At 48.5% G+C, this 24,026-nt stretch carries 14 protein-coding genes, 1 other RNA gene and 12 pseudogenes; 16 read left to right on the top strand and 11 right to left on the bottom strand.

Features of this window, described 5'->3' with window-relative positions:
• Positions 1-20: 20 nt before the first annotated feature.
• Positions 21-2,701, bottom strand: a pseudogene (locus MN084_RS07685) (Tn3 family transposase).
• Positions 2,702-2,841: 140 nt separating this feature from the next.
• Here MN084_RS07685 and MN084_RS07680 point away from each other — a divergent pair.
• Positions 2,842-3,222, top strand: a pseudogene (locus MN084_RS07680) (integrase core domain-containing protein); the annotation flags it as partial.
• Positions 3,223-3,451: 229 nt separating this feature from the next.
• Positions 3,452-3,586 (top strand): annotated as a pseudogene (locus MN084_RS07675) (DUF4372 domain-containing protein); the annotation flags it as partial.
• A 59-nt stretch (positions 3,587-3,645) separates the two neighbouring features.
• Here MN084_RS07675 and MN084_RS07670 read toward each other — a convergent pair.
• The 5 genes and pseudogenes from MN084_RS07670 to MN084_RS07650 form a co-directional block, all read right to left on the bottom strand.
• Positions 3,646-4,378 (bottom strand): annotated as a pseudogene (locus MN084_RS07670) (transposase); the annotation flags it as partial.
• A gap of 95 nt (positions 4,379-4,473) precedes the next feature.
• Positions 4,474-4,854: a transposase gene (locus MN084_RS07665; RefSeq protein WP_241087375.1), complete on the bottom strand. Its 381-nt coding sequence runs from the start codon at positions 4,852-4,854 to the stop codon at positions 4,474-4,476.
• Positions 4,802-5,080 carry a transposase gene (locus MN084_RS07660; protein WP_241087376.1) on the bottom strand — a complete coding sequence of 93 codons (279 nt, stop codon included), beginning with the start codon at positions 5,078-5,080 and terminating at the stop codon, positions 4,802-4,804. The genes MN084_RS07665 and MN084_RS07660 overlap by 53 nt, the downstream gene beginning before the upstream one ends.
• A 232-nt stretch (positions 5,081-5,312) precedes the next feature.
• Positions 5,313-6,689, bottom strand: a complete 1,377-nt coding sequence (locus MN084_RS07655; protein ID WP_241087377.1) for a YcjF family protein — start codon at positions 6,687-6,689, stop codon at positions 5,313-5,315.
• Positions 6,610-8,097: a GTPase gene (locus tag MN084_RS07650; RefSeq protein ID WP_241087378.1), complete on the bottom strand. Its 1,488-nt coding sequence runs from the start codon at positions 8,095-8,097 to the stop codon at positions 6,610-6,612. The genes MN084_RS07655 and MN084_RS07650 overlap by 80 nt, the downstream gene beginning before the upstream one ends.
• Positions 8,098-8,395: 298 nt before the next feature.
• Here MN084_RS07650 and MN084_RS07645 point away from each other — a divergent pair.
• The 9 genes and pseudogenes from MN084_RS07645 to MN084_RS19515 form a co-directional block, all read left to right on the top strand.
• Positions 8,396-9,025, top strand: a pseudogene (locus MN084_RS07645) (IS1595 family transposase).
• Between the two features lie 89 nt (positions 9,026-9,114).
• Complete coding sequence (cysM, locus tag MN084_RS07640; protein ID WP_241087379.1) at positions 9,115-10,008, top strand: cysteine synthase CysM; 894 nt, start codon at positions 9,115-9,117, stop codon at positions 10,006-10,008.
• 9 nt (positions 10,009-10,017) lie between these two features.
• Positions 10,018-10,356: a hypothetical protein gene (locus MN084_RS07635; protein WP_241087380.1), complete on the top strand. Its 339-nt coding sequence runs from the start codon at positions 10,018-10,020 to the stop codon at positions 10,354-10,356.
• Positions 10,357-10,470: 114 nt separating this feature from the next.
• A complete protein-coding gene (locus MN084_RS07630; RefSeq protein ID WP_241087381.1) occupies positions 10,471-12,084 on the top strand; it encodes a hypothetical protein in 1,614 nt (537 codons plus the stop codon).
• Positions 12,085-12,104: 20 nt separating this feature from the next.
• Positions 12,105-12,692, top strand: a complete 588-nt coding sequence (locus MN084_RS07625; RefSeq protein WP_241087382.1) for a DUF1318 domain-containing protein — start codon at positions 12,105-12,107, stop codon at positions 12,690-12,692.
• Positions 12,693-12,808: 116 nt separating this feature from the next.
• Positions 12,809-14,137, top strand: coding sequence for a 23S rRNA (uracil(1939)-C(5))-methyltransferase RlmD (gene rlmD, locus MN084_RS07620; protein WP_241087383.1), 1,329 nt, complete (start codon positions 12,809-12,811; stop codon positions 14,135-14,137).
• 7 nt (positions 14,138-14,144) lie between these two features.
• Positions 14,145-14,612 (top strand): CYTH domain-containing protein, encoded by a 468-nt coding sequence (locus MN084_RS07615; RefSeq protein ID WP_241087384.1) that lies wholly within the window; start codon positions 14,145-14,147, stop codon positions 14,610-14,612.
• Entirely contained in the window at positions 14,606-15,130 is a 525-nt protein-coding gene (locus tag MN084_RS07610) for a L,D-transpeptidase (protein WP_241087385.1), read from the top strand. The genes MN084_RS07615 and MN084_RS07610 overlap by 7 nt, the downstream gene beginning before the upstream one ends.
• A 165-nt stretch (positions 15,131-15,295) precedes the next feature.
• A pseudogene (locus MN084_RS19515) lies at positions 15,296-15,681 on the top strand (transposase); the annotation flags it as partial.
• A 16-nt stretch (positions 15,682-15,697) separates the two neighbouring features.
• On the opposite strand, the pseudogene MN084_RS07595 reads toward MN084_RS19515, so the two are convergent.
• A pseudogene (locus tag MN084_RS07595) lies at positions 15,698-16,066 on the bottom strand (integrase core domain-containing protein); the annotation flags it as partial.
• A 244-nt stretch (positions 16,067-16,310) separates the two neighbouring features.
• Between MN084_RS07595 and MN084_RS07590 the strand changes: the two are divergent.
• Complete coding sequence (locus tag MN084_RS07590) at positions 16,311-17,549, top strand: DUF4158 domain-containing protein (protein WP_330178461.1); 1,239 nt, start codon at positions 16,311-16,313, stop codon at positions 17,547-17,549.
• Here the strand turns inward: MN084_RS07590 and MN084_RS07585 are convergent.
• Positions 17,525-18,177: pseudogene (locus tag MN084_RS07585) on the bottom strand (DDE-type integrase/transposase/recombinase); the annotation flags it as partial. The gene MN084_RS07590 and the pseudogene MN084_RS07585 sit on opposite strands and share 25 nt — an antisense overlap.
• Before the next feature lie 3 nt (positions 18,178-18,180).
• Between MN084_RS07585 and MN084_RS07580 the strand changes: the two are divergent.
• The 3 genes and pseudogenes from MN084_RS07580 to MN084_RS07575 all read left to right on the top strand — a co-directional run.
• A pseudogene (locus tag MN084_RS07580) lies at positions 18,181-18,675 on the top strand (Tn3 family transposase); the annotation flags it as partial.
• 79 nt (positions 18,676-18,754) lie between these two features.
• Complete coding sequence (locus MN084_RS19510) at positions 18,755-19,021, top strand: hypothetical protein (RefSeq protein WP_445083915.1); 267 nt, start codon at positions 18,755-18,757, stop codon at positions 19,019-19,021.
• A pseudogene (locus MN084_RS07575) lies at positions 18,919-19,950 on the top strand (IS256 family transposase). The gene MN084_RS19510 and the pseudogene MN084_RS07575 overlap by 103 nt, the downstream one beginning before the upstream one ends.
• A 29-nt stretch (positions 19,951-19,979) precedes the next feature.
• Here the strand turns inward: MN084_RS07575 and MN084_RS07570 are convergent.
• Positions 19,980-20,644, bottom strand: a pseudogene (locus MN084_RS07570) (IS3 family transposase); the annotation flags it as partial.
• Between the two features lie 417 nt (positions 20,645-21,061).
• On the opposite strand from MN084_RS07570, the gene ffs reads away from it, so the two are divergent.
• Positions 21,062-21,157, top strand: an RNA gene (gene ffs / locus MN084_RS07565) — signal recognition particle sRNA small type.
• Positions 21,158-21,390: 233 nt separating this feature from the next.
• Here ffs and MN084_RS07560 read toward each other — a convergent pair.
• Both MN084_RS07560 and MN084_RS07555 read right to left on the bottom strand, forming a co-directional pair.
• Positions 21,391-22,457 (bottom strand): IS3 family transposase gene (locus MN084_RS07560; RefSeq protein ID WP_241087388.1). Its coding sequence is split into 2 segments (ribosomal slippage): positions 21,391-22,220 and positions 22,220-22,457, totalling 1,068 coding nucleotides; the frame shifts between segments, so codons are not numbered across the junction.
• A gap of 68 nt (positions 22,458-22,525) precedes the next feature.
• Positions 22,526-23,844: pseudogene (locus MN084_RS07555) on the bottom strand (IS5 family transposase).
• Positions 23,845-24,026: the final 182 nt, after the last annotated feature.

Below are 24,026 nucleotides of genomic sequence, written 5' to 3'. Positions count from 1 at the left end.
GGCTAGATCCCATGCCCTGCTTACGTTTCCGGATGTGGGTACTTTTCCTGAACAGGCTTATAACCGTCGATTGAGCTCATTAATTCGTCCAGATCCGGCAATTTCCCACTCATTTGGAAGTTGTAGGTGCCTTTCAGGTTGATGTTGTACCAGGCAACTGGGGAGGCTTGATTTGACGATCTGGATTTTTTCATCATCCTTCTGATATTCAAAGCTAGTCAGCAACTGACTGAGTATGGCCGAGTTAAAGTAGATTATAGCGTTGGTAACCAGGCGAGCACATTCGTTCCACAGTTGGATCTCCTCATCCGAGCTGCCGCGGAACTGATCACCATTGACGTTGCTGATTGCACGACGCAGTTGGTGGTAAGCCTCGCCTCGATTGAGTGCTCGCTGAACGTAGTCGCGCAGACTGACGTCATCGATGTAGTTGAGTAAATAATTCGCTTTCACCATACGATTGTATTCCGTTAGTGCCCCGAGTAACGGGTGGCTGCTTTTGTAACCTGAGAGCTTTCTAACCAATGTCGCTTGCGTTGTTTTGCGTTCATAAAGTGAGATCATGATCCGTTGTATAGTATCCCAGTGAGCCGCGATGAGCTTGGTGTTGATGGGCTTTTTCAGACTCAATTGGATTTTCTTATCCTTGTCTTCTTTGACATCGAACATCTCATTGATGACACGACCCACCTGAGCATAGCGTGGAGCAAAGCTGTACCCAAAGAGATCTAGCAATGCGAAGTTGATGTGATTGACTCCGTGCGTATCGGTAGACAGTACGTCTGGCACGATCTCGGAACTATTGTTCATCAGTAGATCGAAGATGTAGTGGGACTCGTGCTCGTTAGCACCGATCACACGAGCATTGATGGCCGCATGATTGGCGATCAAGCTCATGGCCGACACGCCTTTTTGCGTGCCAAAGTATTTTGACGAGTAACGTGTTTTAAATGTCTCACGCCGGGATTCGAACTTCTGACCATCAGCACTGGCGTGGATAACATCTTCTTGGATATTGTAGTGCTTGAAGATCGGAAGCTTAGCCGTTGCGTTGTTGATGCGATCGTTGGCTGCGTTCAGTGTTTCTAACCTCAGATAGTTCGCCTGAATGGTGCTGAGCTGATCGTAAGTGCGATCGGATATTTGAGCGATACCATAAATGCCTTGGTTGGTCGCGTTGCCCACCTTCTTCTGTCCATCGCTCACGATTGACTAGATCAGCCTCCAAAGCCCTGTATTTAAACACATTTGGCAGTGTGAGCTGGCCATTCAACCGATTGGGGATTTGCAAGTAAAGGAACCATTCGTACCGACCTTTATTCATCACGCCGCTCGAGTCTTGCATGAACGACAATTGCTTCTTGGTAGGCAAGCGGCTATCCATTGCGCCGATTGAGATTTCACCATCGGCGATAAGATCACGCTGCGCACGATGCAGTGTAGCTGCCAGGCGCTGTGTTTTTTCACCGCCTTCAAAGTGCAAGCACAGGAATAGATCACGAAGTAAGCCTTCTCGTAAGCTCACCCGGTGATCGAAGTACTGCCACGTGGCCTCTTCAACCGATCGCTTTTGATCATTCAAAAACAGGCAAACGGATTCCAGATCTTTCGCCGCTAGAAGTTTAAAAGCATGCTGCCGTAACGCCCCAAACGGTTGTTGTTGATCTACTCTGTCGTCGATAAAAAGACGCAACACTTGCGCCGCTTTACTGACGTTACTCGCAGCTCGTTGCCAGTCTTGATAAACAGATTCTCTCGCGTATATTTTGGCTTTCTGTTTTCTTTGAAAAAGATGATGAACAAAGCCATCGGCTATTCGTTCCAGTGCCTGTTGCCAACGCGATTGCAAATAGCACAACAAGTAGAGGCGTTGATAACCAACAGGTTGGCGTTTTAGTTTGGCACCATAGTAAGTCACTCTTTCAGCAAAGTACTGCTGATTCTTCAACGATATTGATAGCTGACTTAAAACCTCATCGACTTCTAGCATCCAAGATTGAATGTGCTGATGTACGGCGAGTTCTTTTTGCAACTCACTCCTTGTAATGTTCTTAGCCGCCATTCTTAACCGCCGTAGAGTCAGTGGGTCATTGCCTTCGACAAAGTCAGACAACATAGAAGTCAAGTCAACAGAGATGAGGTCTTCGAGTTGGCGAATGAGTTGATCGTTGGTAGCACTGACGACATCACTGATCAAGTCTTGCAAAACTGAGTACCCAGGAATGCTAATTTTTTGTGCCGCTAAGTATTCAATAGCCCTGTCAAACAACGCTCGCGGTTGAGCCCATGCTTGTGCGTGTTCGCGAAGGTCTATTGTCAGCGCGGCGCTGTGCCGTTCGTTCTCCCAGCGTTGATGGTTTGTTAATTCGTATATGCGATGATAGATACGCACACGAGTTTTTTGAGTTAGATTGAAGGGACTCAGACCGGAACCGGGAAACACTTCTGAGCAGACATATTTAATATCATGCTTGATCTGGTGGTAGCCGGGACTCAAAGAAATGGGCTTCACTTTAAAGTAGCCGAGCAACACAACGAACATGCAGCGTTGATCACGCCTGCGAATCTTCTGGCACTGGGCCAATTCGATATCATTGAGTGTGAAGAAGAATCGTTGATCGTTTTGATTGAGTGCTGGCGGGCCGAACAAGTCAACAATTTCCGCTTCGGTGAGGATCTTGAGTCGTTTCTCTGTGGTCATAATCGTTACCTAAAGGCCACGATTCTAGCCAAATTACCCTAAAATGTTCGGAAATCGAAAAGTACCCCTCTCGGGAAACGTAGGCGGGGAAAGGGATCTAGCCGTTTATGTCCGTTTACGAGGGAAAATCCCTAGGACCCCTTATTGGCCAGCTCTCTGACTTCTCGATCAATGGTCACCAGGTCGCTCGTTTTTTAACTCAGCTGATTGATCTAAGGAGCGCTCCGGATCAAATAATCTGCGACAACGGTACTGAGTTTACTAGCAAGGCGATGTTCTACTGGCAAAAAGAAAGTGGCGTTAAGCTAGGTTTTATTCAGCCAGGTAAGCCTACTCAGAATGCGTTTGTAGAAAGCTTAAACGGTAAATTCAGAAATGAATGCTTAAATCAGCATTGGTTCAGGTCCATTGATGACGCTAGACATGAAATTGATCAATGGCGAGAGCACTACAATCACGTGCGGCCTCATAGCGCATTAAATTATTTGTCACCTGTGGCCTTTGTAAATAGGGCCGCTTAGAATGAATTATCTCATCCAAGTCTTGGTGTTAAGATGGGGGGAAGGTCACCATATGTGGCCTTTCGTTATTGTATTGACAAAGCCACTGAGTGGCTAATAACTGGGCATGTCACTGCTGTCCCGCTTTGCAGGCAATAAAAAGGCTTGAATCTCAACAAGTTGTTACAATGAAGGTGCGAAGAAACACTGTAATAACAAGAGGATTCAAGCCTTGCCTCATCATAACACTGTGTTCTCTCACATCCTAAAACTGCTCCCTAGACATGAGTTTTCAGTACTTGCCAACAAGCACGATGGACAGCGCCGCTGTGATGCGATGAATCGCTGGACGCAATTTGTTGCTATGGCCACAGCCCAACTAACCGGACGCGCCAGTCTCCCTGATATTGAATCCGCCCTGGCAAGCCAAAAGCATTTGACGTACAGCGCAGCCCGGAATCCCATGGCACCGTCACCGATCGCCAATTTTGGCGGGGTCAGTCCGCGTGACTTCAGTTTCAACAGTACCTCCCACCAGCTCTGTGTGGACTCCCGTACACCATCCTCAATTGCCAGAAAATGCTTCTCACCACGCTCATTCACGCCGATCACCACCAGGGCACACAGCTTCGTCTGCTCTGCTCTCTGTCCGCTGTAGACGTCTGCCCACACATACACCCAATGGCCCTTATCCAGGCGCTCCTCGCACCCGCTCCGATATTCTTCTGCCCAGACCTGCTTCAGACGCGATACCCTGCCGGCCGACAAGCCTGTTGCATCCGGACCCACCAGCACTTTCAGGGCTTCACCCATCTCTCCACTGGAAATCCCCTTCAGGTAGAGCCACGCCAGCGCCGCTTCCAGTGACTTCGTCTTGCGTACATACGGCGGCACCAGAGCTGATCGGAACGTCACCGGCTCGCCGGATCTTCGCGCGAACTTTGGGGATCTTGACCGTGACCGGCCCTAATCCTGTCTGCAGTTTACGAGCTGGCAGGTGACCATTACGCACCACACCCACCTTGCCATCCTCTGTCCGTCGCTCGACGTGCTCCGCCAACAGCTCGGCCTCCACCGCTTGGTAGATCAACTGCTCTGCACCGCTTCTCGGCAACTCTGTCAGCGGATCGATAATCGTATCTCGAACTGCCAGCTTAACAACGTTATTCTTACTCATGGTGGCGTATCTCCAATGGTTGTTTTGATGTCTCGCAACAACAAATCAACCAGATACCCCGCTCTTTTTCAATTCCTTTCAAACAACACTTTCAGTTATAACTCCTGCGGCAATGCGCACCCCGGTAAAGCGGCTTCCCATTCTACACTGCGGTAAGCAGAATCGGCCCTGACACTGCCATTATTGTTGTTCTCATCCAGCAGTTCCTTAAAGACTTGGCTATCACGAACTTCAGCTGATGTGATGGCGTACTTGCGAATGACCTTGTGCTTCCGGTCTATGCTGATGCGGTTTTTGTACCCATAGTGGGTTTTGCCATGCTTCATGGTCCAGTGGGCTTCAACATTCTTCTGGCGGCGTTTGTTATCACTCCATACCTCAGGACTATCCCCGGCTTTGATCTGCTTATTTTCCTCTTGTGTATTACGTTGCCTGGGTACTGGAGCGATAGCGGCATCTACAATCTGTGCGAGCATTGGAGCCTGCTGCATCAATCTGGATCAACAGCTCTGAAAAGAGTTTATCAACAAGGCCCCGTTCTTTCAGGCGCTCACGATATACCCAAACTGTTTTAGCATCGGGCATCTCACCCTCCGGGCTCAGCCCAAGAAAATGACAAAAGCTATAGCGATCCCGTATTTGGAACTCTGTTTGATCATCGTTCAGATTGAACAAATACCGTAGAACCAATACCTTGAACATCAGTGCCGCATCGTAAGGTGGACGCCACCTTTACTGGGACCACTATTTTTATAAATTGAGCCCAACAATACTCGAAAAGCCTTCTAGTCTACGGTCCTTTCCAGCCTTGGCAGCGGGCCTCCCAGTTGCTCAAGGAATTCAAGTCGGTCTTGATGATCAAAAAACTCGGTTGCATGGTTTTTATCATAGGGTCCATTGGATGTATTCCTTCTGTTTTGTTCTCAAGGCCGGTTCAGTTACGCGATGCCTTGAGTCTGGAGGCGATGTCCGCTTTGGCCTGAGCAAGGATTGAATTCCGGTCCAACCCATCGAGGATATCCCTGACCGCCAGTTTGGGGCCGCCTTCACCCCAGGATTTTCCCTGGGCCAGATATTGCTCGGCGGCTTCACCCACGATGCGAGTGCTGAAATAGGCCACGGCCCCCTGTGCACTGCCAGTGGCCAGAGTGGAGATGCCTCCGGTGCCCAGCTTCAGAGCGGAGGAGACCAGATGGATTGCCCAGACGGTACCCATCAGCAGAATCATCTGGGCCATGATGGTCTTGATCAATTGTCCCGCTTCGCGCTTTGACAGGGGGAGTCCATAGAGGCGGGAGAGGTGAACCACCAGACTGATATCCACCAGAGCGGCAGTCGCCAGATCGGCAACCGGAATCGGGTTCAACGCAACGGCAATACCCTTAACCACGCAGTAGATGCGGGTCACCTTGCTACCCAGCTCACGTTTTATGGTCAGGATACGTTTTCCCACCTGATCGGAGAGGTTGCCGGCGAACAGCGTGGCATTGATTGCTGCCAGAGTTTTCCCTTCCCGCTCCAGAATATCCCAGAGACGCTCTTTCAGCGGGGCTATGTACGGTGCAGGCTGGCGTTGGCTTTCACGTTCTATACCCTCGCTGTCCACTTGAATCACCAACTGCTCCGCCGGATCTGCCGCAATCGGGATGATGTTTTCAGGGTTGACCATTCCGGTCACGCGCCGCTGCAGATTTTGCAGTAATTTTGCCCGTTCATCCCGGCTGTAGCGGTCTGCTTTATTCAGTACCAGCAGCAGCGGACGGTTCTGTGCAGTCAGCAGTTTCAGGGCTTCCAGTTCGCTGTGAGTGATGTCGCCGTCAACAATGAAGATCACCAGGTCGGATCGCTCTGCCACTTCGTGTGCCAAACGTTCACGTGCCTCGCCTTCCACTTCGTTGATCCCGGGCGTGTCGATAAGAAAGATACTGCCGCTGCTCTGTTCCTGCCACATGCTCATGGCACTTTCACTCGTTTCGCCATGCAACGGACTAGTAGTGAACAGGGGCTGCCCCAGGAGTGCGTTGAGAGTGGCGGATTTACCCACACTCACCCGTCCGAAAGCGGAGATGTGGATATGCTCATGTTCCAGTTTGTCCAGCATCTCCCGCACTTGGCGGTAGTCTCCGGCCAGTGACAGGCGTACCTCATCCGGTACCCGTTGGTCATCCAGCAGGGCGCGCAGGCTCTCCCTGGCAATGTTCAGATTGCCGGGGTTGCCATTCTGCTCCGGATCAGGAGTCTGTGGATTTTTTTTTTGCTTCCGCTGCCACCACTTGGGCAATGCGTTGCGCAGTCGATTCCAGGTCTTCACCCAGATACTCCTCAAATAGTGAAGCCGTGGGCAGGGGGTGCAGTTCGCCGCGACGCTCCAGGCTGTCGGCGACTGCTCTTCCCAGGCTGTCGAATATCATGCCATAGGCCGCCGCGTGCAGCAGGCCGCCGGTGAGTGTACCGACACCGGGAAACGCTTTCATCGCATTGCCTGCCAATGCCAGCACTAGAGTGTGTTTTTTCCCCAAGTGCTTCTGTGCCAGTTCGATCAGTGTTTCGCTGTCTATCCGGCGCAAGGGAACCTTGTAGAGTTCTGTCAGTTCGCGGATCAACCGTGTTCCCAGATAACCCTGGATCACCAGGTCGGTTCCCGGGGTTACCGCAGCGAGGGCACCAATCATCGCTTTTTTTGCGTAGCCGTTGACCAGTTGCTGTGCCTGCTCACGACGGTGGATCGCCTCAGCCTGATCCAGTTGTCGGGAGATTAGCACGAACAGACTGTTGTTACGCAATTGGTCGAGCATCCCTTGGTCACTGTCGATAATCTGTTGCAGTGCTGCTCTCAGCTCATCAAGTTGCGGTGGCAGGGGTCTGCTCTCCAGGGTTTCACTGCCATCGGGCGATACCCGGACCACTTGCTGTTCTCCACCTGTGCGAATGGCGACAAAAGTGTTGATCTGTTCAGCCCTTTCCCCCAGACGTTCGCGCAACTGGATCAGTTCCCCAGGCTGGAGACGGTCTGTCTTGTTCAATGCTAAAATGGTGGGTTTGTGCAGTGAGAGCAACGCGTGCAACTCCCGGTGCTGACCCCGGGTGAGATCGCCATCGCACAGATAGATTACGATGTGCGAGCGCAGCGCCTCTTCCCGTGCTAGGTCGCTCAGTTTCTCTCCGGCTTCATTCAGGCCGGGCATGTCCACCAGGATCAATTCATTTCCGGCCGGGCTGGTCCAGTGATGCTCCACCATTGTACGTGTGGTGCCGCCGAGTACGTCGCTGCTGGTTGTTGCTCCGGGGATCAGTGCGCCGGCAAGAGCGCTCTTGCCACTGCTGATTTCGCCAAACAGCGACACCCGAATAATCCCAGCCTCACGGTCTTGCTGCAGGGTGGTCAAGGTGGACTCTGCAACTCCGGCATCTACCCCCAGCTCCTGTGCCTCCTGCAGTCGCTGCTTCAGTGCTTCCTCATTTTGAGGCTTTGGCTCCGGGGATTCTCTCTTGATCTGCTTGGACCGTGACAGCAGGCGCCAGATCCAGATGACGAAAGGGATACCCAGAATACCAATGCCTGCAGCGTAAATAAAATTGAACCAGACGGGGGCCTGCTCAAGGTGTCCCCATACCCGGAAGGCGATGTCGGTAGCTAGCAGCAATAGTACTACCAGCAGCAGAAATAGCAGGCCAATGACCAGGGCGATCAGGGTTCTTGGTAACTGGAATTTCAGCATTAGGTTGTTTGGCTATGGCCTCTGGAGATCCAGATGGTAATTATCTGGAACATTATACAGATCATCCGGTCGGGAAGTGCTACAGAGGTGGTCTCTTCAACTCTCTTCTGGAGTGGAGGGCGATAACCCTTTCATTTCAGCTTTGTAGCAGGGACTTTCCTAATTAGAAACTGGTGGATTCAACTCTAAAGGGCACCACCTGGATGACTAAAAAGAGATGATTTGAATATTTGGTAAAATGAGATTGTAAAACCTTAGGGGCTGTCCTAGATAAATAAATTATTTTAGGATGACAAAGATGAGAAAGAGCAGATTAAGTAGGTACAAACAAAGTCGATTAATCGAGTTATTTGTAGCGGGTACAATAGCACGAACAGATGCCTCTTTGAAGTTGGCGTCAATAAAACAACGGAGGGATATTGCTTTCATCGACTTAGACAGGTTATCTATGACCACAGTGAGTATCTGGAATTGCTGGACAGAGGAATAGAAGCAGACGAAAGTTATTTTGGTGGTAGGCTCAAAGGAAAAGGAGGTCGAGGTGCGGTCGGTAAAGTTTCTGTATTTGGCTTGCTAAAGCGCGACGGTAAGGTACTTACCGTTATTATCCTCGATGCTAAAGCCAGAACATTAATGCCGATCATTAGGCAACAGGTAAAGCACGACAGTATTGTTTATATCGACATATGGAGAAGCTATAGTGCAGATGTCTCAGAAATTTAAGCACTATCGAATAAATCACAGTAAGCTATTCGCAAACAAGCCTAACCACATTAACGAAATAGAGGATTCTTGCAAGACGCATATGTCGCCTTGCCTGGCTCCAAGAATCCTCTGAACCAGGCAAAGCGACATATGCGTCTTGAAGGGGTGTGAATGGCAATCTAACAGCAGTAATCCAAAAAGTCAGTTAAAACAACTTAATTAATGGGTTAAAGACCAAAGTTACCTGACTGGACAAAAGCCATCGGCGAATCGATACAAATCGAAAACCCGTGCCAGAGTAGAGCATGTGTTATGAACTATCCAACGATCGAACAATTTGTCGGGAATACCCCTTTGGTACGCCTGCAGCGCCTGCCAGGAAAGAGCACTAATAGCATTCTGGTCAAGCTTGAAGGAGATAATCCAGCAGGCTCCGTAAAGGATCGTCCGGCTCTGAGCATGATACAGCAGGCCGAACTTCGCGGTGATATCAAGCCTGATGATACGCTGATAGAGGCTACCAGCGGTAATACAGGTATTGCACTGGCCATGGTTGCAGCCATTAAAGGGTACAAAATGCTCCTTATCATGCCCGACAATATGAGCGTTGAGCGGAGAGCTTCAATGCGTGCCTACGGTGCAGATATTCTTCTTGTCAGCCGTGAGAAAGGAATGGAAGGTGCTCGTGATCTAGCGCAGCAGATGGAACTGGAAGGGAGAGGGATAGTCCTTGATCAATTTTCCAATCAGGATAATCCAGAAGCGCATTATCAAACGACAGGGCCTGAGATTTGGCGAGACACTTCAGGCAGGATCACCCATTTTGTCAGTGCAATGGGAACAACGGGCACCATCATGGGAACATCCCGTTATCTTAAAGAGCAGAATCCGGATATCCGGATAATTGGCGTACAACCAGCCGAGGGTGCGAGCATTCCAGGAATACGGCGTTGGCCGGAGGCTTACCTTCCCAGCATCTTTGACCGCTCAAGGGTCGATAGAGAGATGGATGTTACTCAGCAAGCGGCGGAAGAGACGACACGGAGACTGGCCACCGAAGAGGGTATTTTTGCCGGTATCTCTTCCGGCGGCTCGGTTTCGGCAGCGCTCACACTCTCCGGCGAAGTTGAAAATGCTGTGATTGTTGCGATCATCTGTGACCGTGGTGATAGGTATCTATCTACAGGTGTTTATCCAGCAGAATAGAGTCCGGATATGCTGGCAGCAGCCTTTAGTTTGCTGCTGGTGCCTTACGTTGCCACAGGCATAGACAGCATCACCATAGACTTGGGGAGTGTTTCCGGACCGGACTGGCTGGCGAAAGAGATTACCATCGCCCTTTCATGGAGAGACGGCGGCGATAAATTCAGGATTTCTGCTGTCAGCCTTAATCATCCCTTACTCCCTTTTCCCCTTGAGTCACCCTGGATAGACTGCCGCAAAGGGCGAGTCAATGATCAAATCATCTGTGATCAGGGAAAGCTGCATTTCAATCATCCTGCGTTAAAAGCCCAGGAGATACCAGTTAGATTTAGCTGGAATAATAATTCATAACATCTTGTTTTAAATATAGATAAGTTTCATTTTTTAAAAGGATCCTTAGCCATTTCAGCGGTTTATCAAAATCCCGACTAGCATATCAGAATCAATGCAAAAAAGGTAGATCTGGTGCAACTTGCGGAGCTGTTTCCTATTCAGGATGAGTCAGCAAATAAAATGGCACTTACCGGACGTGTTGATATCAAACTTGCCATGCAAGGTAGAGGCAGCGGTATACGAAAAGGTGACTGGGATATTTACTTTGCTGCTTTGGGTTTTTCTGACGCAGATGCCGATTATCTGGGTGAAGGTGTCGGCGGCGAATGGAATGGTACCTTTTCACAGAAAAACACTCAGTGGAAAGGGCATCACTCCCTGATTGTCGAGAAGGGTAAAATTCTCACTTCTAGCCTTTATCTTGCTCCAGAAGGCAGTGAAATAATCCTTCAGTCAGACTATCATCTGTCAGAAAATAGTGAACGGCTCTCATTATCCGGTTTTTCATTTAACCATCCGAATATACTGAATCTCACAGCATCTGCAGTTCTCGGATTGGGTGAGAATTTCAGCATTATTCAACTGCAGGCAAAGACCGGGGTTTCAGATCTGGCCAGACTCTTCTCAGCCTATTTTCAACCTGTGCTGGCTGACCCACTCTTCGAAGAGATTGAATTAGCCGGGCAAGTCCGGCTCGAACTGGAGATAGATGGCATTCGGGAGACCCGGGTAAAGATAGAATTGGATGATATCTATCTGGAGCAGGGAAAGGAGAGCAGTGAATCCGTAGGCGGACAATTTGCTCTCTACGGCCTCGATGGCACACTAAACTGGACAACCCGTAATGAGAGTGAGAGCGAAAGTTACCTGAGATGGGAGGGAGGCACACTTCTTGGTGGCATCGACATTGGCCCGGCTGAACTCTTCATCACCCTAGGAGAACAGCGTATTGTGCTCGGCAGGCCAGCGGCAATCCCTCTGCTCGACGGCAAACTCATGGCAGAAAAGTTTGTGTCGATTCAAAGGGAGAGTGGTGCAGAACTCCGTTTTCAAGGCTATCTGACCCCTATCTCCATGGAACGCTTCAGCCAGGCTATGGGCTGGCCTACTCTAGCAGGCCAACTCTCGGGGATGATTCCCGGCGTCTCCTATCAGTCAGGGGTCATCAATGTCGATGGTGTGGCGCTGGTGAAGATGTTTGGGGGGAGCATCCTTATTCAAAATCTGCAGTTGGATGATCTGTTCGGGGCACTGCCCGCACTCGATGCCGATATTGAACTAAAAGAGCTTGATCTGGAAACCCTGACCAAAACATTCTCATTTGGTAAAATAACAGGCAAATTGGAAGGCCGTATTGATAATCTTCGACTCGAAGATTGGCAGCCCATCTCATTTGATGCTTGGTTTGCCACTCCAGTTGATGATGACAGCCGGCACCGAATCAGTCAGAAAGCGGTAGATAATATCTCCAACCTGGATGGTTCAGGGGTGTCAGGTGCATTGTCACGCAGTTTTTTACGTTTTTTTGATGAGTTTGGCTACACCCGGCTGGGCATCAAATGCAAACTGGAAGAGGGTATTTGTGACATGGGCGGTATCGAATCTACAGAACGCGGCTATTATCTTGTCAAAGGTGGCGGTATTCCACGGATTGATATCATAGGATTCAACACCAAAACAGACTGGAATCTGCTGTTAAGCAAATTGCAGCAGATTGCATCGGGTAGTGCACCCGTTATCGAATAAGCACCAAAGGAGAAGCATGAATGAAAGCATTTAAAACACCGGTACTGCTCGCTGCATGTGTCACGATAAACATCTATTTTCCCTCAGCCCAGGCAGAAGAAGCTGCTGAACGGATTGTCGATGATATCCTGGGAACTCAGAAGCAGGATAAAAATCCCATAGATGAAGATAAAGGCGCAAGGCTGGAGCCGGCGGTTGAAGCGAGTTTTGCAAGCCAACTGTTGGAATTGATTATTCCTTCAGCCCAAGCAGCACAACCCAATTTCAATATCAACACGCCGGGGATTCGTAAACTGCAGGCGAGTATGAAGAAGCGTAACAACAGCCTGAAACGTTACTACGCCACCGGCGGGATAGGATTCACCAAAAATGCCCTGGTGTCGATTCATGATGCATCCGTGATTTCGCTAAAAGAGCGTAACAAAGCAAAAAAGCTGGTCAGTGCAGAGAACAAAGACCGCAATGCACTCTACAAAGCCATTGCCAAAGCCAATGGGCATCCGGAGTGGGAGGCTGATGTTCGCACGACCTTTGCCAGAACCTGGGTACAGAAAGCCTCTGCCGGCTGGTGGTATCAAACATCTAAAGGCAAATGGAAAAAGAGATAAAAGGGACTTAACAGTCAGCTACTCGTCAATTTCTGTATAACGCATTTACTTGACAAAACGGCGGCCAATTGTGCCGCCGTTATCTATTCTCCGTGACTAAATATTGAGGTTTTAAAATGGGGCGTTCCAGACGGCGAAAACTGCCTACTGAACCCGTGTTGGCAACAATCGACTCTTTGAGTCACGATGGCAGAGGTGTTGCTCATCTTGATGGAAAGGCTATTTTCATACACGGCGCCTTGCCGGGTGAAGAGGTCATGTTCACCTATACCCGAAAACAGCGACGCTATGACGAAGGCATCGTCAGCGAGGTACTCAAGGCATCTGAAGATCGAGTTGAACCAAAATGCGAATATTTTGGAATCTGTGGCGGTTGCAGCCTGCAGCACGTCTCACCTTCTGCTCAGATTGCTGCAAAGCAGACCTCTCTGATGGATGCTTTTGAACGCATCTGCAAGGTAAAGCCTGAAACCATTTTGCCGCCGCTGTTGAATGAGAGTGTCTGGGGATATCGAAGGAAAGCTCGCCTGGGTGCAAAGAACGTCATAAAAAAGGGCAAAGTGCTTGTTGGTTTTCGTGAGCGTGGTTCAGGCTTTGTTGCCGACATAGACCGCTGTCATGTATTGCACCCCAAGGTGGGGGAGTTGCTGACTCCCCTGGCTGACCTGATCGAATCACTGACGATAAAAGATAAAATACCCCAGATTGAAGTTGCCATGGGTGATGAGACCTGTGTATTGATATTCAGAATACTGGAACCTCTTGCCGAACAAGACAAGTTACTACTGCTCCAATTTGGGGAACAGCAGAATATTGATATCTATAGTCAGGACGGTGGTCTGGATACCGTTCGTCCACTCTCAGGTCAGGCGGCAGAACTCAGCTATTCTCTACCCGCTTATAATGTGACCATTCAGTTTCAGCCCAATGATTTCACCCAGGTGAACAGTGAACTCAACCAATTAATGGTTGAACGTGCCATCGGCATGATGGAATTGACCCCGGACGACAAGGTGCTGGATCTGTTCTGTGGACTTGGTAACTTTACATTGCCCATCGCCCGACAGGTACAAGAGGTGGTTGGAGTGGAGGGTGACGCGGGACTGGTTTCCCGGGCGAGAGAAAATGCCCAAAGTAATGGAATATCCAATACCCGTTACTACACGGCCAACCTCTACGAATCCCTGGAGAAAGAGCCCTGGTTGCTGGATACATTCAGCAAAGCACTACTCGACCCGCCAAGATCCGGGGCTCAGGAGGTACTGGAACATCTGCCTAAACTGGGTATTGAACGGATCGTCTACGTCTCCTGTTATCCGGGCACTCTAGCTAAGGATGCTGGAGAACTGGTTAATCAACATGGCTACAAGCTTATTTCTGCAGGGGTGATGGATATGTTTCCTCACACAGCCCACGTCGAATCAATTGCACTATTTCAGAAGTGATTTAATTATGGGAATTGAAATAGAACGTAAATTTCTGGTGAAAAATGATCAGTGGCGAAAGTCCGTTGTCTCTGATGCTGTCATGAAGCAGGGATATGTAGCCAACCAGACAAATGCTTCAGTGCGTGTTCGGATTGCCAATGGTAAGGCACACCTGAACATCAAGAGCAGCACCATAGGAATTAAACGAGCTGAATTTGAATACGAAATTCCTCTGGAAGAGGCAGAAGAAATTTTGGCTCAGATCGCAGAGCAGCCATTTATCGACAAGACACGCTATAAAGTGAAATGTGGAGAACACATCTGGGAATTGGATATCTTTGAAGGAGCTAACAGGGGGCTGATCGTTGCTGAGATTGAGCTCAATAGTGAAGATGAAGCCTTCGAGCTGCCTGAATGGGTAGGGGATGAAGTGTCAGGTGACCCCAAGTACTACAACGTTAGCCTGGTTAACCACCCCTTTAATCAATGGTAAACACGTCTGAAAAAGTAACTGTTAAGTCCGGCCTGCATATCAGAATTGATATCAGCAGGCAGACGCTCGAGCTACTCAACAAAGAAAAACGGCTGTATCTATTCCCTGTTTCCACAGCAGCCAATGGTGTGGGTGAAGAAGAGGGTAGCGGCTGCACACCACGCGGGCATCACCATATCAGAGCAAAGATTGGCGCTGAGTTACCTGAGAACAGTGTTTTTATCGCACGCCGCCCTACAGGAGAGATCTACACGCCAGAACTGGCAAAAGCCCATCCAAAGCGGGACTGGATTTTAACCCGGATTCTCTGGCTAAGTGGCGATCAGTCAGGTTTCAATAGAGGTGGAAAGCGGGACACACTGCGCAGATTCATCTATATACATGGCTGCCCAGAGACAGAACCCATGGGGATAGCCAAATCACATGGCTGCATCCGGATGCGAAATGACAATCTCCTCACTCTTTTTCAGCGAATCCCTGTCGGCACACCGGTTGAGATCAGAGAGTCTTTTGATTAAGTCCAGCAGGCTGTTGGGTTACTGAACAAAGAAGCTGGTTAAAAGAGATCGAGACAGACCTAAATTCTGTGTAACTGCCTGTCATTAAACCCAAACAAGGGAGAGGACAGGCAGATGATCGACAAGAAAGAGCTCCAGGCGATAGCCTAGGCGGCCGCTAAAAACATCAAAACTGAAAAAGATCTCAAAGAGTTTCGGCAAATGCTGACCAAAATCACGGTCGATGCAGCACTCAACGTTGAACTGGCTGATCATCGAGTTATAGTCAAATCTGGTGTTTAGCTAGTTGAATCAAGCGGCGACCTGATCGACTCTTGCTACCTCAACACCCTTGTCCCCGACACACTCATATCCAAAGTTACTGATGCGGTTACCGAGCAGGTTATCGAATGGCAATCTCGCCCCTGGATGCGATTCAGCCTATTGTTTATCTGGACTGCATTGTCGTTAAAATCAGGCAAGACAAGAAAGTGATCAACAAAGCAATTTACCTCGCTTTTGGCGTCAACCTGGAAGGCCACAAGGAATTATTGGAGATGTGGCTGTCGGAGTGTAAACCCTCCTGTTTCAGTGCCACCCAACTTTAGAGTTTTCTGATTCATATTTAAGCCGGCATTCTACGGGCGTTAATTTCCCAAGTGACTGATGTGAGTGGTCTTCATTATATTTCCTGATTCAGTTTTCAGTGATTTCTCTGGCTTCCGATAACCTGCTGAACAGGTACAAATCCAAGACCTCCGTCCGGTAGGTTCGATTGAATCGTTCAATGAATGAGTTCTGTGTAGGCTTGCTTGGTTCGATGAAATCAAGCAAAACGCCATGTTCTTCAGCCCAATCGGCTAACGCGACTGATGTCATTTCCTGGCCATTATCCAGCCTGATTTTCTCAGGATAACCACGTTCCGCTATCATTCTATCCAGTACTCGAATAACGCGAGTTATAACTGAAAGTGTTGTTTGAAAGGAATTGAAAAAAAGCGGGGTATCTGGTTGATTTGTTGTTGCGAGACATCAAAACAACCATTGGAGATACGCCACCATGGGGTTCTGGGGACATTCCGTCCTAAAGTGACACTTATCGCTACAGCCCATGCCTCATAAGGCTTCTAGAGGTGCCTTAATTTTCAAAATCACTGCAATATCCCAATTATAGTAATATTCCGGCTTTTACGAGAAGCCTATGCCTTATAAAGAACGCCTGACCGTACTCCACGAAGCAGAAATTAACGATTTATATGGCGTTCCCAGCCTGTCACTGGAAGAAAAACGTATCAGTTTTACTCTGAATGATCTGGAGCAGGACGTTATTAAATCCATCAGGGATCGCAATCATAAATGCTATGCTATTGCTCTGCTGGGTTACTTTAAGATCAAGCCCATTCAGCTCAATCCGGCCTACAAGGAATTGAAAGCAGATCTCACCTTTATTGCTGAAGAATATTTCCCTAAATTTAAAGTCCCTCGCTTCAGTGTTAGCAATAAGCAGAAAACACGTATCTACGACAAGATTATAAACCTTCAGGGATTCAAAACATGGTGTGTGGAACAACATCAGGAACCTCTCATTACCTATTTGCAACAGGTTGCTAAATCCTGGATTGAGCCGCGCTTTTTATTTGATGCCTCCACCGAATACTTAGCTCGAAATCATACAGGAATCCCTAAATATACCGTGCTTCAGCGAATTATCAGTCAGGTAATAAAACAGGAACGTAAGCGACTTTCTGATCTATTAAAGACAACCATATCAGATGAATTAGCTACTAACTTGGCTGAGTTAGTTGATGGAAAAGGTATGCTAACCGTTAAAGAACTTAAGCAGGCGGCGAAAAGTTTTAATGCTCCAGAATTGGAGAAAGAGTTAAACGTCAACAAGTTGATTCAGCCCTGGATGGATGAAGTTAATCAAGTGGCCTATGCTCTATCACTATCGCAACAAAACCGACTGCACTATGCGGCGATGGTTGATTACTACTCTATAACCAAGCTTAAACGCTTCGACCGTGTCACGCAGCAGCTTTATTTACTTTGTTATCTTCAGAAGCGGGTACAAATCAATATTGAACGTTTGGCTGATGGGTTTATTTATCATGTCCGAGAGTTACGTGAAAAAGCTAAAGCGTATGCCAAGGAAATGGCCTATAAAGATTGGGATGGCGCGGTAGTAAATATTAGCAAAGCCGCTGAATTATTATACTTTTTTATTGACGACACCATTGATGACCATGTATCATTTAGACAAATAAAACCTTGGGTACAAGGCTTGCTTGGAGCACGGGAAATAGAATCACTGTGCTTGTATCTGAAGAAACAAAAACGCACGAAAAATGATTACATCTGGGAATTTTATGATAAGCAGCGTGAACTGATTCAGCACTTAATACGCCCCATTTTTTTATGCCTGAGCTCAATCACCTGAGTTAAAAAACGAGCGACCTGGTGACCATTGATCGAGAAGTCAGAGAGCTGGCCAATAACTTCTCTTGAGTAATCATCAATCACATTAAATACTCGAAAGCGGCGACCATTAGCCAACTGATCACTGACAAAATCCATTGACCAGCGTATATTTTTACCAATGGGCATAATCGTTGGCATTCTTGGTCGTATTATCTTCTTGCGTTTTTTAGTCCTCACTTGAAGACCTTCTTCGTTATAGACTCGGTAGGTCCGCTTCTTGTTTTTCACAAGCCCCTCTCCTCTCAGGAGGCCATGTAAAAACAAATAACCATAACTCGGATGCTTTTTTGCCAGCTCAAGTAACCGTTTGCGTAGAGGCTCATCTTTTCCCCATTGAGTAACGTACCGAAAAGCGGTTCTACTTAAGCCTACTAATAGGCAAGCTCTACGCTCACTTAATTTGAACCGCGACTTAAGGTAGCTCACGATTTGTTTTCTATCAGCAGGCTTTACCACTTTTTTGAGAGCACATCCTTCATCGCCTCAGCTTCAAGCATTTTCTCGGCAAGTAACTTCTTAAGCTTGTTATTTTCGCTTTCAAGCTCTTTGAGCCGTTTGGCTTCTGAGACATCCATCCCGGCGTATTTGCGAAGACGATAACGCAGGCGACCCTTGTTAGAAAGCTTTCTGCCTATAGTCAAAACCACCCCTTGCTGAAAGCTTTAACTGAATATAATCGTATGCTCAAGGCCATGTACTTACTGGACTATATTGATGATGCCAGTTTAAGAACTTATGTACAGCGAGCCTTGAATCGTGGGGAAGCTTATCATCAATTACGGCGTGCTATTGCACATGTGAATGGCAATCGTTTCCAGGGAAAATCAGACGATGAGATTGTCTTGTGGAATGAATGCGCGAGGCTATTAACCAACGCCATTATCTATTTTAATTCGCTGATACTGACGCGATTACTTGAGCATTTTGAGGGGGAAAGTGACGATAAGAAGTTGGAAATTATTAAGCAAGTTTCGCCAGTGGCTTGGCATAACATCAATTTGAACGGAACTTACAGCTTTAGCTTTGAACAAAACCTACTAGATTTGGATGAAATTATGCAATCAATCGTGCAAAATGAAAATTAAGCCACCTCTGTAGGCCTTGTGGGGTATGGGCTGTAGAGATAAGTGTCACTTTAGGACGGAATGTCCCCAGAACCCCACCATGAGTAAGAATAACGTTGTTAAGCTGGCAGGTCGTGATACGATTATCGATCCGCTGACAGAGTTGCCGAGAAGCGGTGCAGAGCAGTTGATCTACCAAGCGGTGGAGGCCGAGCTGCTGGCGGAGCACGTCGAGCGACGAACAGAGGATGGCAAGGCGGGGGTGTGGTGCGTAATGGTCACCTGCCAGCTCGTAAACTGCAGACAGGATTGGGGCCGGTCACGGTCAAGATCCCCAAAGTTCGCGCGAAGACCGGCGAGCCGGTGACGTTCCGATCAGCTCTGGTGCCGCCGTATGTACGCAAGACGAAGTCACTGGAAGCGGCGCTGGCGTGGCTCTACCTGAAGGGGATTTCCAGTGGAGAGATGGGTGAAGCCCTGAAAGTGCTGGTGGTTCCGGATGCAACAGGCTTGTCGGCCGGCAGGGTATCGCGTCTGAAGCAGGTCTGGGCAGAAGAATATCGGAGCGGGTGCGAGGAGCGCCTGGATAAGGGCCATTGGGTGTATGTGTGGGCAGACGTCTACAGCGGACAGAGAGCAGAGCAGACGAAGCTGTGTGCCCTGGTGGTGATCGGCGTGAATGAGCGTGGTGAGAAGCATTTTCTGGCAATTGAGGATGGTGTACGGGAGTCCATACAGAGCTGGTGGGAGGTACTGTTGAAACTGAAGTCACGCGGACTGACCCCGCCAAAATTGGCGATCGGTGACGGTGCCATGGGATTCCGGGCTGCGCTGGAGGAAGTGTATCCGGAGACGCGCCAGCAGCGCTGCTGGATGCACAAGACCATGAACGTGCTGAACTGCCTGCCAAGGTCAGCTCAGCCGAAAGCGAAGCAGGCACTGCATAACATCTAGCAGTCGGAGGACCCAGGCCGATGCGGAAAAGGCCTTTGATCTGTTTATCAAAACGACCGAGAGGAACTGATGGCTTTCTATCAATTTCCTGCGCAGCATTGGCAGAGTATTCGGACCAGCAATCCGCTTGAATCCACCTTCGGGACAATCCGCCATCGAACCAAGCGTTCCAAGGGCTGCCTATCGCGTGACGGCATGCTACACATGATGTTCAAACTCGGCCTGTGTGCCGAGAAGAAGTGGAGACGATTACGGGGTTTCGATTATCTGGCGAAGGTGATAACCGGAATCAAATTTAAAGAGGGTCTTGAGGTAGCAGGAGTCGATCAGGTCGCCGCTTGATTCAACTAGCTAAACACCAGATTTGACTATAACTCAATAATGCGCGGTGCCGGTAGATTTAAATCAATCTCAATGGCCAACGCCTCTCGGTTAAAATCATCGAGAATGTTGAATGTTCTAAAACGCCTCCGGTCATCAGTGAATCACTCATAAAATCCATTGACCATGATTGATTCATTGCCTCCGGAACAACCAGCGGCTGAGGATTACGGTTAGGCAACCGCTTTTTACCCTTGCGTCTGAAATTAAGCTTCAGTAGCTTGTATATGCGGTATACTCGCTTATGGTTTCAGGGCTTTCCTTCGCGCCGGAGCGTGTCGAATATCAAACCAAATCCATACGTTGGTTGTTTCGTCTCCAGCTGTTGCAGTGCATCTATAACGGGCCGGTCTCGTTCTGTATCAGGCTCATAGAGTCAGAACATGCTCGTCTTGCAGATAATCAACCAGTTCGCGCTTCTCAGCTGGCTTTAGAGCTTTTTTCAATGACATCCTTAAGTGTGGCATGTTCCAGGCTTAAATTGGCGAGCATCTGCTTGAGACACCTGTTCTCATTTTCAAGCTCTTTTAGACGCTTGATATCTGATGCCTACCACCATATTTTCTCTTCTAGTTGTAGTAGGTGGCATCGGGTATACCCTACCGTCCTCTACTTCCTTCAAAATACGGATAATCTGGCTTTCGCTCTTCTTCATCTTCGTTCTCCTGTCTGTGGTTAGTTTAACCGGAGAACTCTAGTTTGTGATGGGCCTTTTATCAGGGAGGATTACAATTTTTTGAGCAGAAAAGTGCAGAAAAAAGTTCGATTAATGGTTCGCAGAGCGCTTTTAAAGGATTTTAATCGGGTAAAACCGCTATTTTCTCCGTAAGTAGCTCCTCAAGGTTGACCCCATCACGATAGACCGGGATAATTCGCCTGGGTTGGTGGGTTGGTGGGTTGGTGGGTTGGTGGGTTGGTGGGTTGGTGGGTTGGTGGGTTGGTGGGTTGGTGGGTTGGTGGGTTGGTGGGTTGGTGGGTTGGTGGGTTGGTGGGTTGGTGGGTTGGTGGGTTGGTGGGTTGGTGGGTTGGTGGGTTGGTGGGTTGGTGGGTTGGTGTCTGTAATGGTGGCCTGTATCGGTCCCCCGCAACGAAAAACTGTGAATCCGGTCAGGCCCGGAAGGGAGCAGCCGCAGCAGTGGACTTGTGTGCCGGGGTGTGGCTGGTACGGGCCGCCACCATATTGGAGGGGGGCGTTCTATTCTGAACAGAAAATGCTCAGAATTACCACGAGACTGCCCACGACAATTCGTGGTACCTCGAACTACTGCGGACATCCATCCAGGATTCTGCCTCGCCTCTCTACCACTCCAATGGCTTCAGTCGTTTCAGCTCAGAGCCTTTCATTCGGCCGATAAACAAATCCCCCCATTTCCGCATATTCATTATCTGTAATCGCCCCATTTATAACCTGAGTTTTAAATAGAGGGTTAAGCTGCCTTTAGCAGTTGCCTCGGAGGTACTCTTCCATTGCCAAAGCCACTGAGTGGCTAATAACCGGGCATGCGCAATGCTCTCAAACAGGTGCATGTCCAACCATTCATGCCTCGCTGTGCGGTTAAACCGCTCAATACAGGCATTCTGTATCGGCTTGCCCGGTTGGATATACAGCAAGGTAATTCGGTGCGCATTCGCCCAGTTCACCAGGGTTTGACTAAGATACTCTGGCCCGTTGTCACACCGCAGTGCCGCTGGTTTTCCACGCCACTCAATGATTTGCTCTAGCGCCCGAACCACGCGCGATGAGGGTAGTGATAAATCCACTTCAATTCCCAGCCCTTCACGGTTGTAATCATCCATCACATTGAACGTAAGGAAGTGGCGCCCACCACGAAGCTGGTCTGACATAAAATCCATCGACCAGACTTGATTCTTTGCCTTGGGCACATCCAATTCTCCGGGATAATCCCGTTTGATCCGTTTTCGGGGCTTAATCAGAAGGTTAAGTTCTAACTCCCGATAAATGCGATACACCCGCTTGTGGTTCCAGCCATAGCCTTTCACATTGCGTAGATACAGAAAGCACAAACCAAAGCCCCAACGCTTGTGCGTTTGTCTCAGTCGCAATAGCCAATCGGCAATCTGCCTGTTTTCACTAGAGCATTTAGCCTCATATCGGTAACAGGTCTGACTGATACCAAAAGTAATACAGGCTAAACGGATACTGATACCATCACGGCTCACGGTGTGCTTCGCCATCCCCCTTCGACGAGATGGCGCTACAACTTTCCCTCAAGGGCTTCCTGTCGCAGTTCCGCTTTGATCCGTTCTTCTGCGTACATCTTCTTAAGTCGGGCATTCTCAGCACGTAGATCTTTGACCTCTTTCATCAGGGAGGCATCCATTCCACCGTATTTGGCACGCCACTGATAAATCAGTGCCGTGCTAACCCCGTGCTCGCACGCCAGCTCTGACACCGAAACACCGGCTTCGTGCTGCTTCAAGATTGTGGGTAGCAATCGCATCTGCATTTATGTTTTATCATTCTGTTTTATTTTTAGCATTAATTAGTCGAGCCTGAAATATTCATTCCAGGCACTTAATAATACTGTTGTTTCTGTTTTGCAAACAGGAACAACAGTATGGACATGATATTTTTCAGCACAAAAAGAACCTCCCTCATCCATTTTCTGAAGTTGAAGGCAGCCGCCGCCATAAGCAAGTTAATCTGATCCCCGGCAAAGCCTTTAAGAAAGTTCCTTTTTAGCCTGTGGTCACTCTTTAAGTGACCACAGGCTCAATGCCAGCTCGTCTTCTGAAACGTTTTCTGGCTAATGCCATGGCTTCTTCTGAGGTATTCTTCCTAGCAGGCTTTGGCGTTACTATCTGGGTGTCATTAACCTTTGATTTGCCCCGATAACCTCGATCAGCAATACCCACTTTGGGTACTCGATTGATGAGACGTTTCACCTGTGCCAAGACCTCAGGTACGGTGTGACCATCAAATACATTCTTCTCAAAAGCCAGGGCACCAATCACAATGCCCGCGTCCCTTGTGGTGGTGATTGATGCCTTGGTGCCAAACTCATAACGCTGCTGTGCCTTGCCTTTGCTCATACAGTAAACATGAGGTTCATGTAGGCTGTACAACTTGTTTTTATCAGCACGCTTCTGATTCAGCATGCGCTGGTACAGGGCGAACTTTTCTGCATAGAATTTCTGTTGTTCTGCGGTCATCTTACGCTGTATTTCACGCAGTAATCGGCCGCTGATGGTCTTTAATCGCTTTACAGCCTTACGTGCCTTTTTACGATTCCTCGGATGTGTGGCAAATCGGGTGGGGAGCTTGAGAATTTTTACTTCCTTCTCATGGCTTCGACTGAGCACGATACCTTCTGCTCGGGCCATCTTGAGTAACTGCCCGTGTATCTTTCGGTACTGCTTTGCATCAGTTGGAAAGGTAATGTTTTTCTCTTGTACGGTAGTGTCGATACACATTTTATCTTCGATCGCCTTTTCTTGATGTAAGGCGATAGAGGCAGCCAGGACCTTTTCAAAACCTTCGTTGCCAATACGCTTTCTGAAGTAAGTCAGGTCGGAGGGGTCACAAGGAAGTTGCCATTGGAATTCGATCTCACCCGTAAAACTCGGGTAGTAGGGATTTTGTATCCAGCGTTGAATCAGAACCTCGTCACTGAGGTTTTCCAGATGCTTGAGTATCGAGAGACCCACCATTAGGCGGATGGGTTTTGAGGGCTTTCCAAGATGAGAATAAAGCGGGGCAAATTCAGCATCAAAATATGACCAGTCTATCTGTCTGGCCAGTAGCAAAAGTGGATGCTTGGGGTTCAGTTGATCCAGTAAGTTCTGGTGCAGGAAACTTTGCTGGTTGGGATTGTCTGTCTTGGGTTTGCTCAATTATCCACCTCTGTTTCGTCCAGTTTTTCTCTGCTTTTACCCCTTTCACGGACGTTTATTTTATCAAATTTAGACGCTTATTTTATATAAATCATTGCGTTATGAATATTTCAGGATCGACTAATTACTATTCAGATTTCCTTCGTATTGTAGGCTACGGCGGCGGATCTAAAATAAATATT

The sequence above is a fragment of the Candidatus Vondammii sp. HM_W22 genome (genome assembly GCF_022530855.2).
Lineage (GTDB): Bacteria > Pseudomonadota > Gammaproteobacteria > Chromatiales > Chromatiaceae > Vondammii.
This window is presented reverse-complemented; position numbering and strand designations above follow the sequence as displayed.

What these genes read in the sequence shown, in the direction of transcription:
- MN084_RS07590 (WP_330178461.1), top strand. Translation starts at nt 16,311, where the DNA reads ATGCCTTATAAAGAACGCCTGACCGTACTCCACGAAGCAGAAATTAAC.
- cysM (WP_241087379.1), top strand. Translation starts at nt 9,115, where the DNA reads ATGAACTATCCAACGATCGAACAATTTGTCGGGAATACCCCTTTGGTA.
- MN084_RS07615 (WP_241087384.1), top strand. Translation starts at nt 14,145, where the DNA reads ATGGGAATTGAAATAGAACGTAAATTTCTGGTGAAAAATGATCAGTGG.
- MN084_RS19510 (WP_445083915.1), top strand. Translation starts at nt 18,755, where the DNA reads ATGAGTAAGAATAACGTTGTTAAGCTGGCAGGTCGTGATACGATTATC.
- MN084_RS07665 (WP_241087375.1), bottom strand. Translation starts at nt 4,854, where the DNA reads ATGCTCGCACAGATTGTAGATGCCGCTATCGCTCCAGTACCCAGGCAA.
- MN084_RS07635 (WP_241087380.1), top strand. Translation starts at nt 10,018, where the DNA reads ATGCTGGCAGCAGCCTTTAGTTTGCTGCTGGTGCCTTACGTTGCCACA.
- MN084_RS07660 (WP_241087376.1), bottom strand. Translation starts at nt 5,080, where the DNA reads ATGTTCAAGGTATTGGTTCTACGGTATTTGTTCAATCTGAACGATGAT.
- MN084_RS07610 (WP_241087385.1), top strand. Translation starts at nt 14,606, where the DNA reads ATGGTAAACACGTCTGAAAAAGTAACTGTTAAGTCCGGCCTGCATATC.
- rlmD (WP_241087383.1), top strand. Translation starts at nt 12,809, where the DNA reads ATGGGGCGTTCCAGACGGCGAAAACTGCCTACTGAACCCGTGTTGGCA.
- MN084_RS07650 (WP_241087378.1), bottom strand. Translation starts at nt 8,097, where the DNA reads ATGCTGAAATTCCAGTTACCAAGAACCCTGATCGCCCTGGTCATTGGC.
- MN084_RS07625 (WP_241087382.1), top strand. Translation starts at nt 12,105, where the DNA reads ATGAAAGCATTTAAAACACCGGTACTGCTCGCTGCATGTGTCACGATA.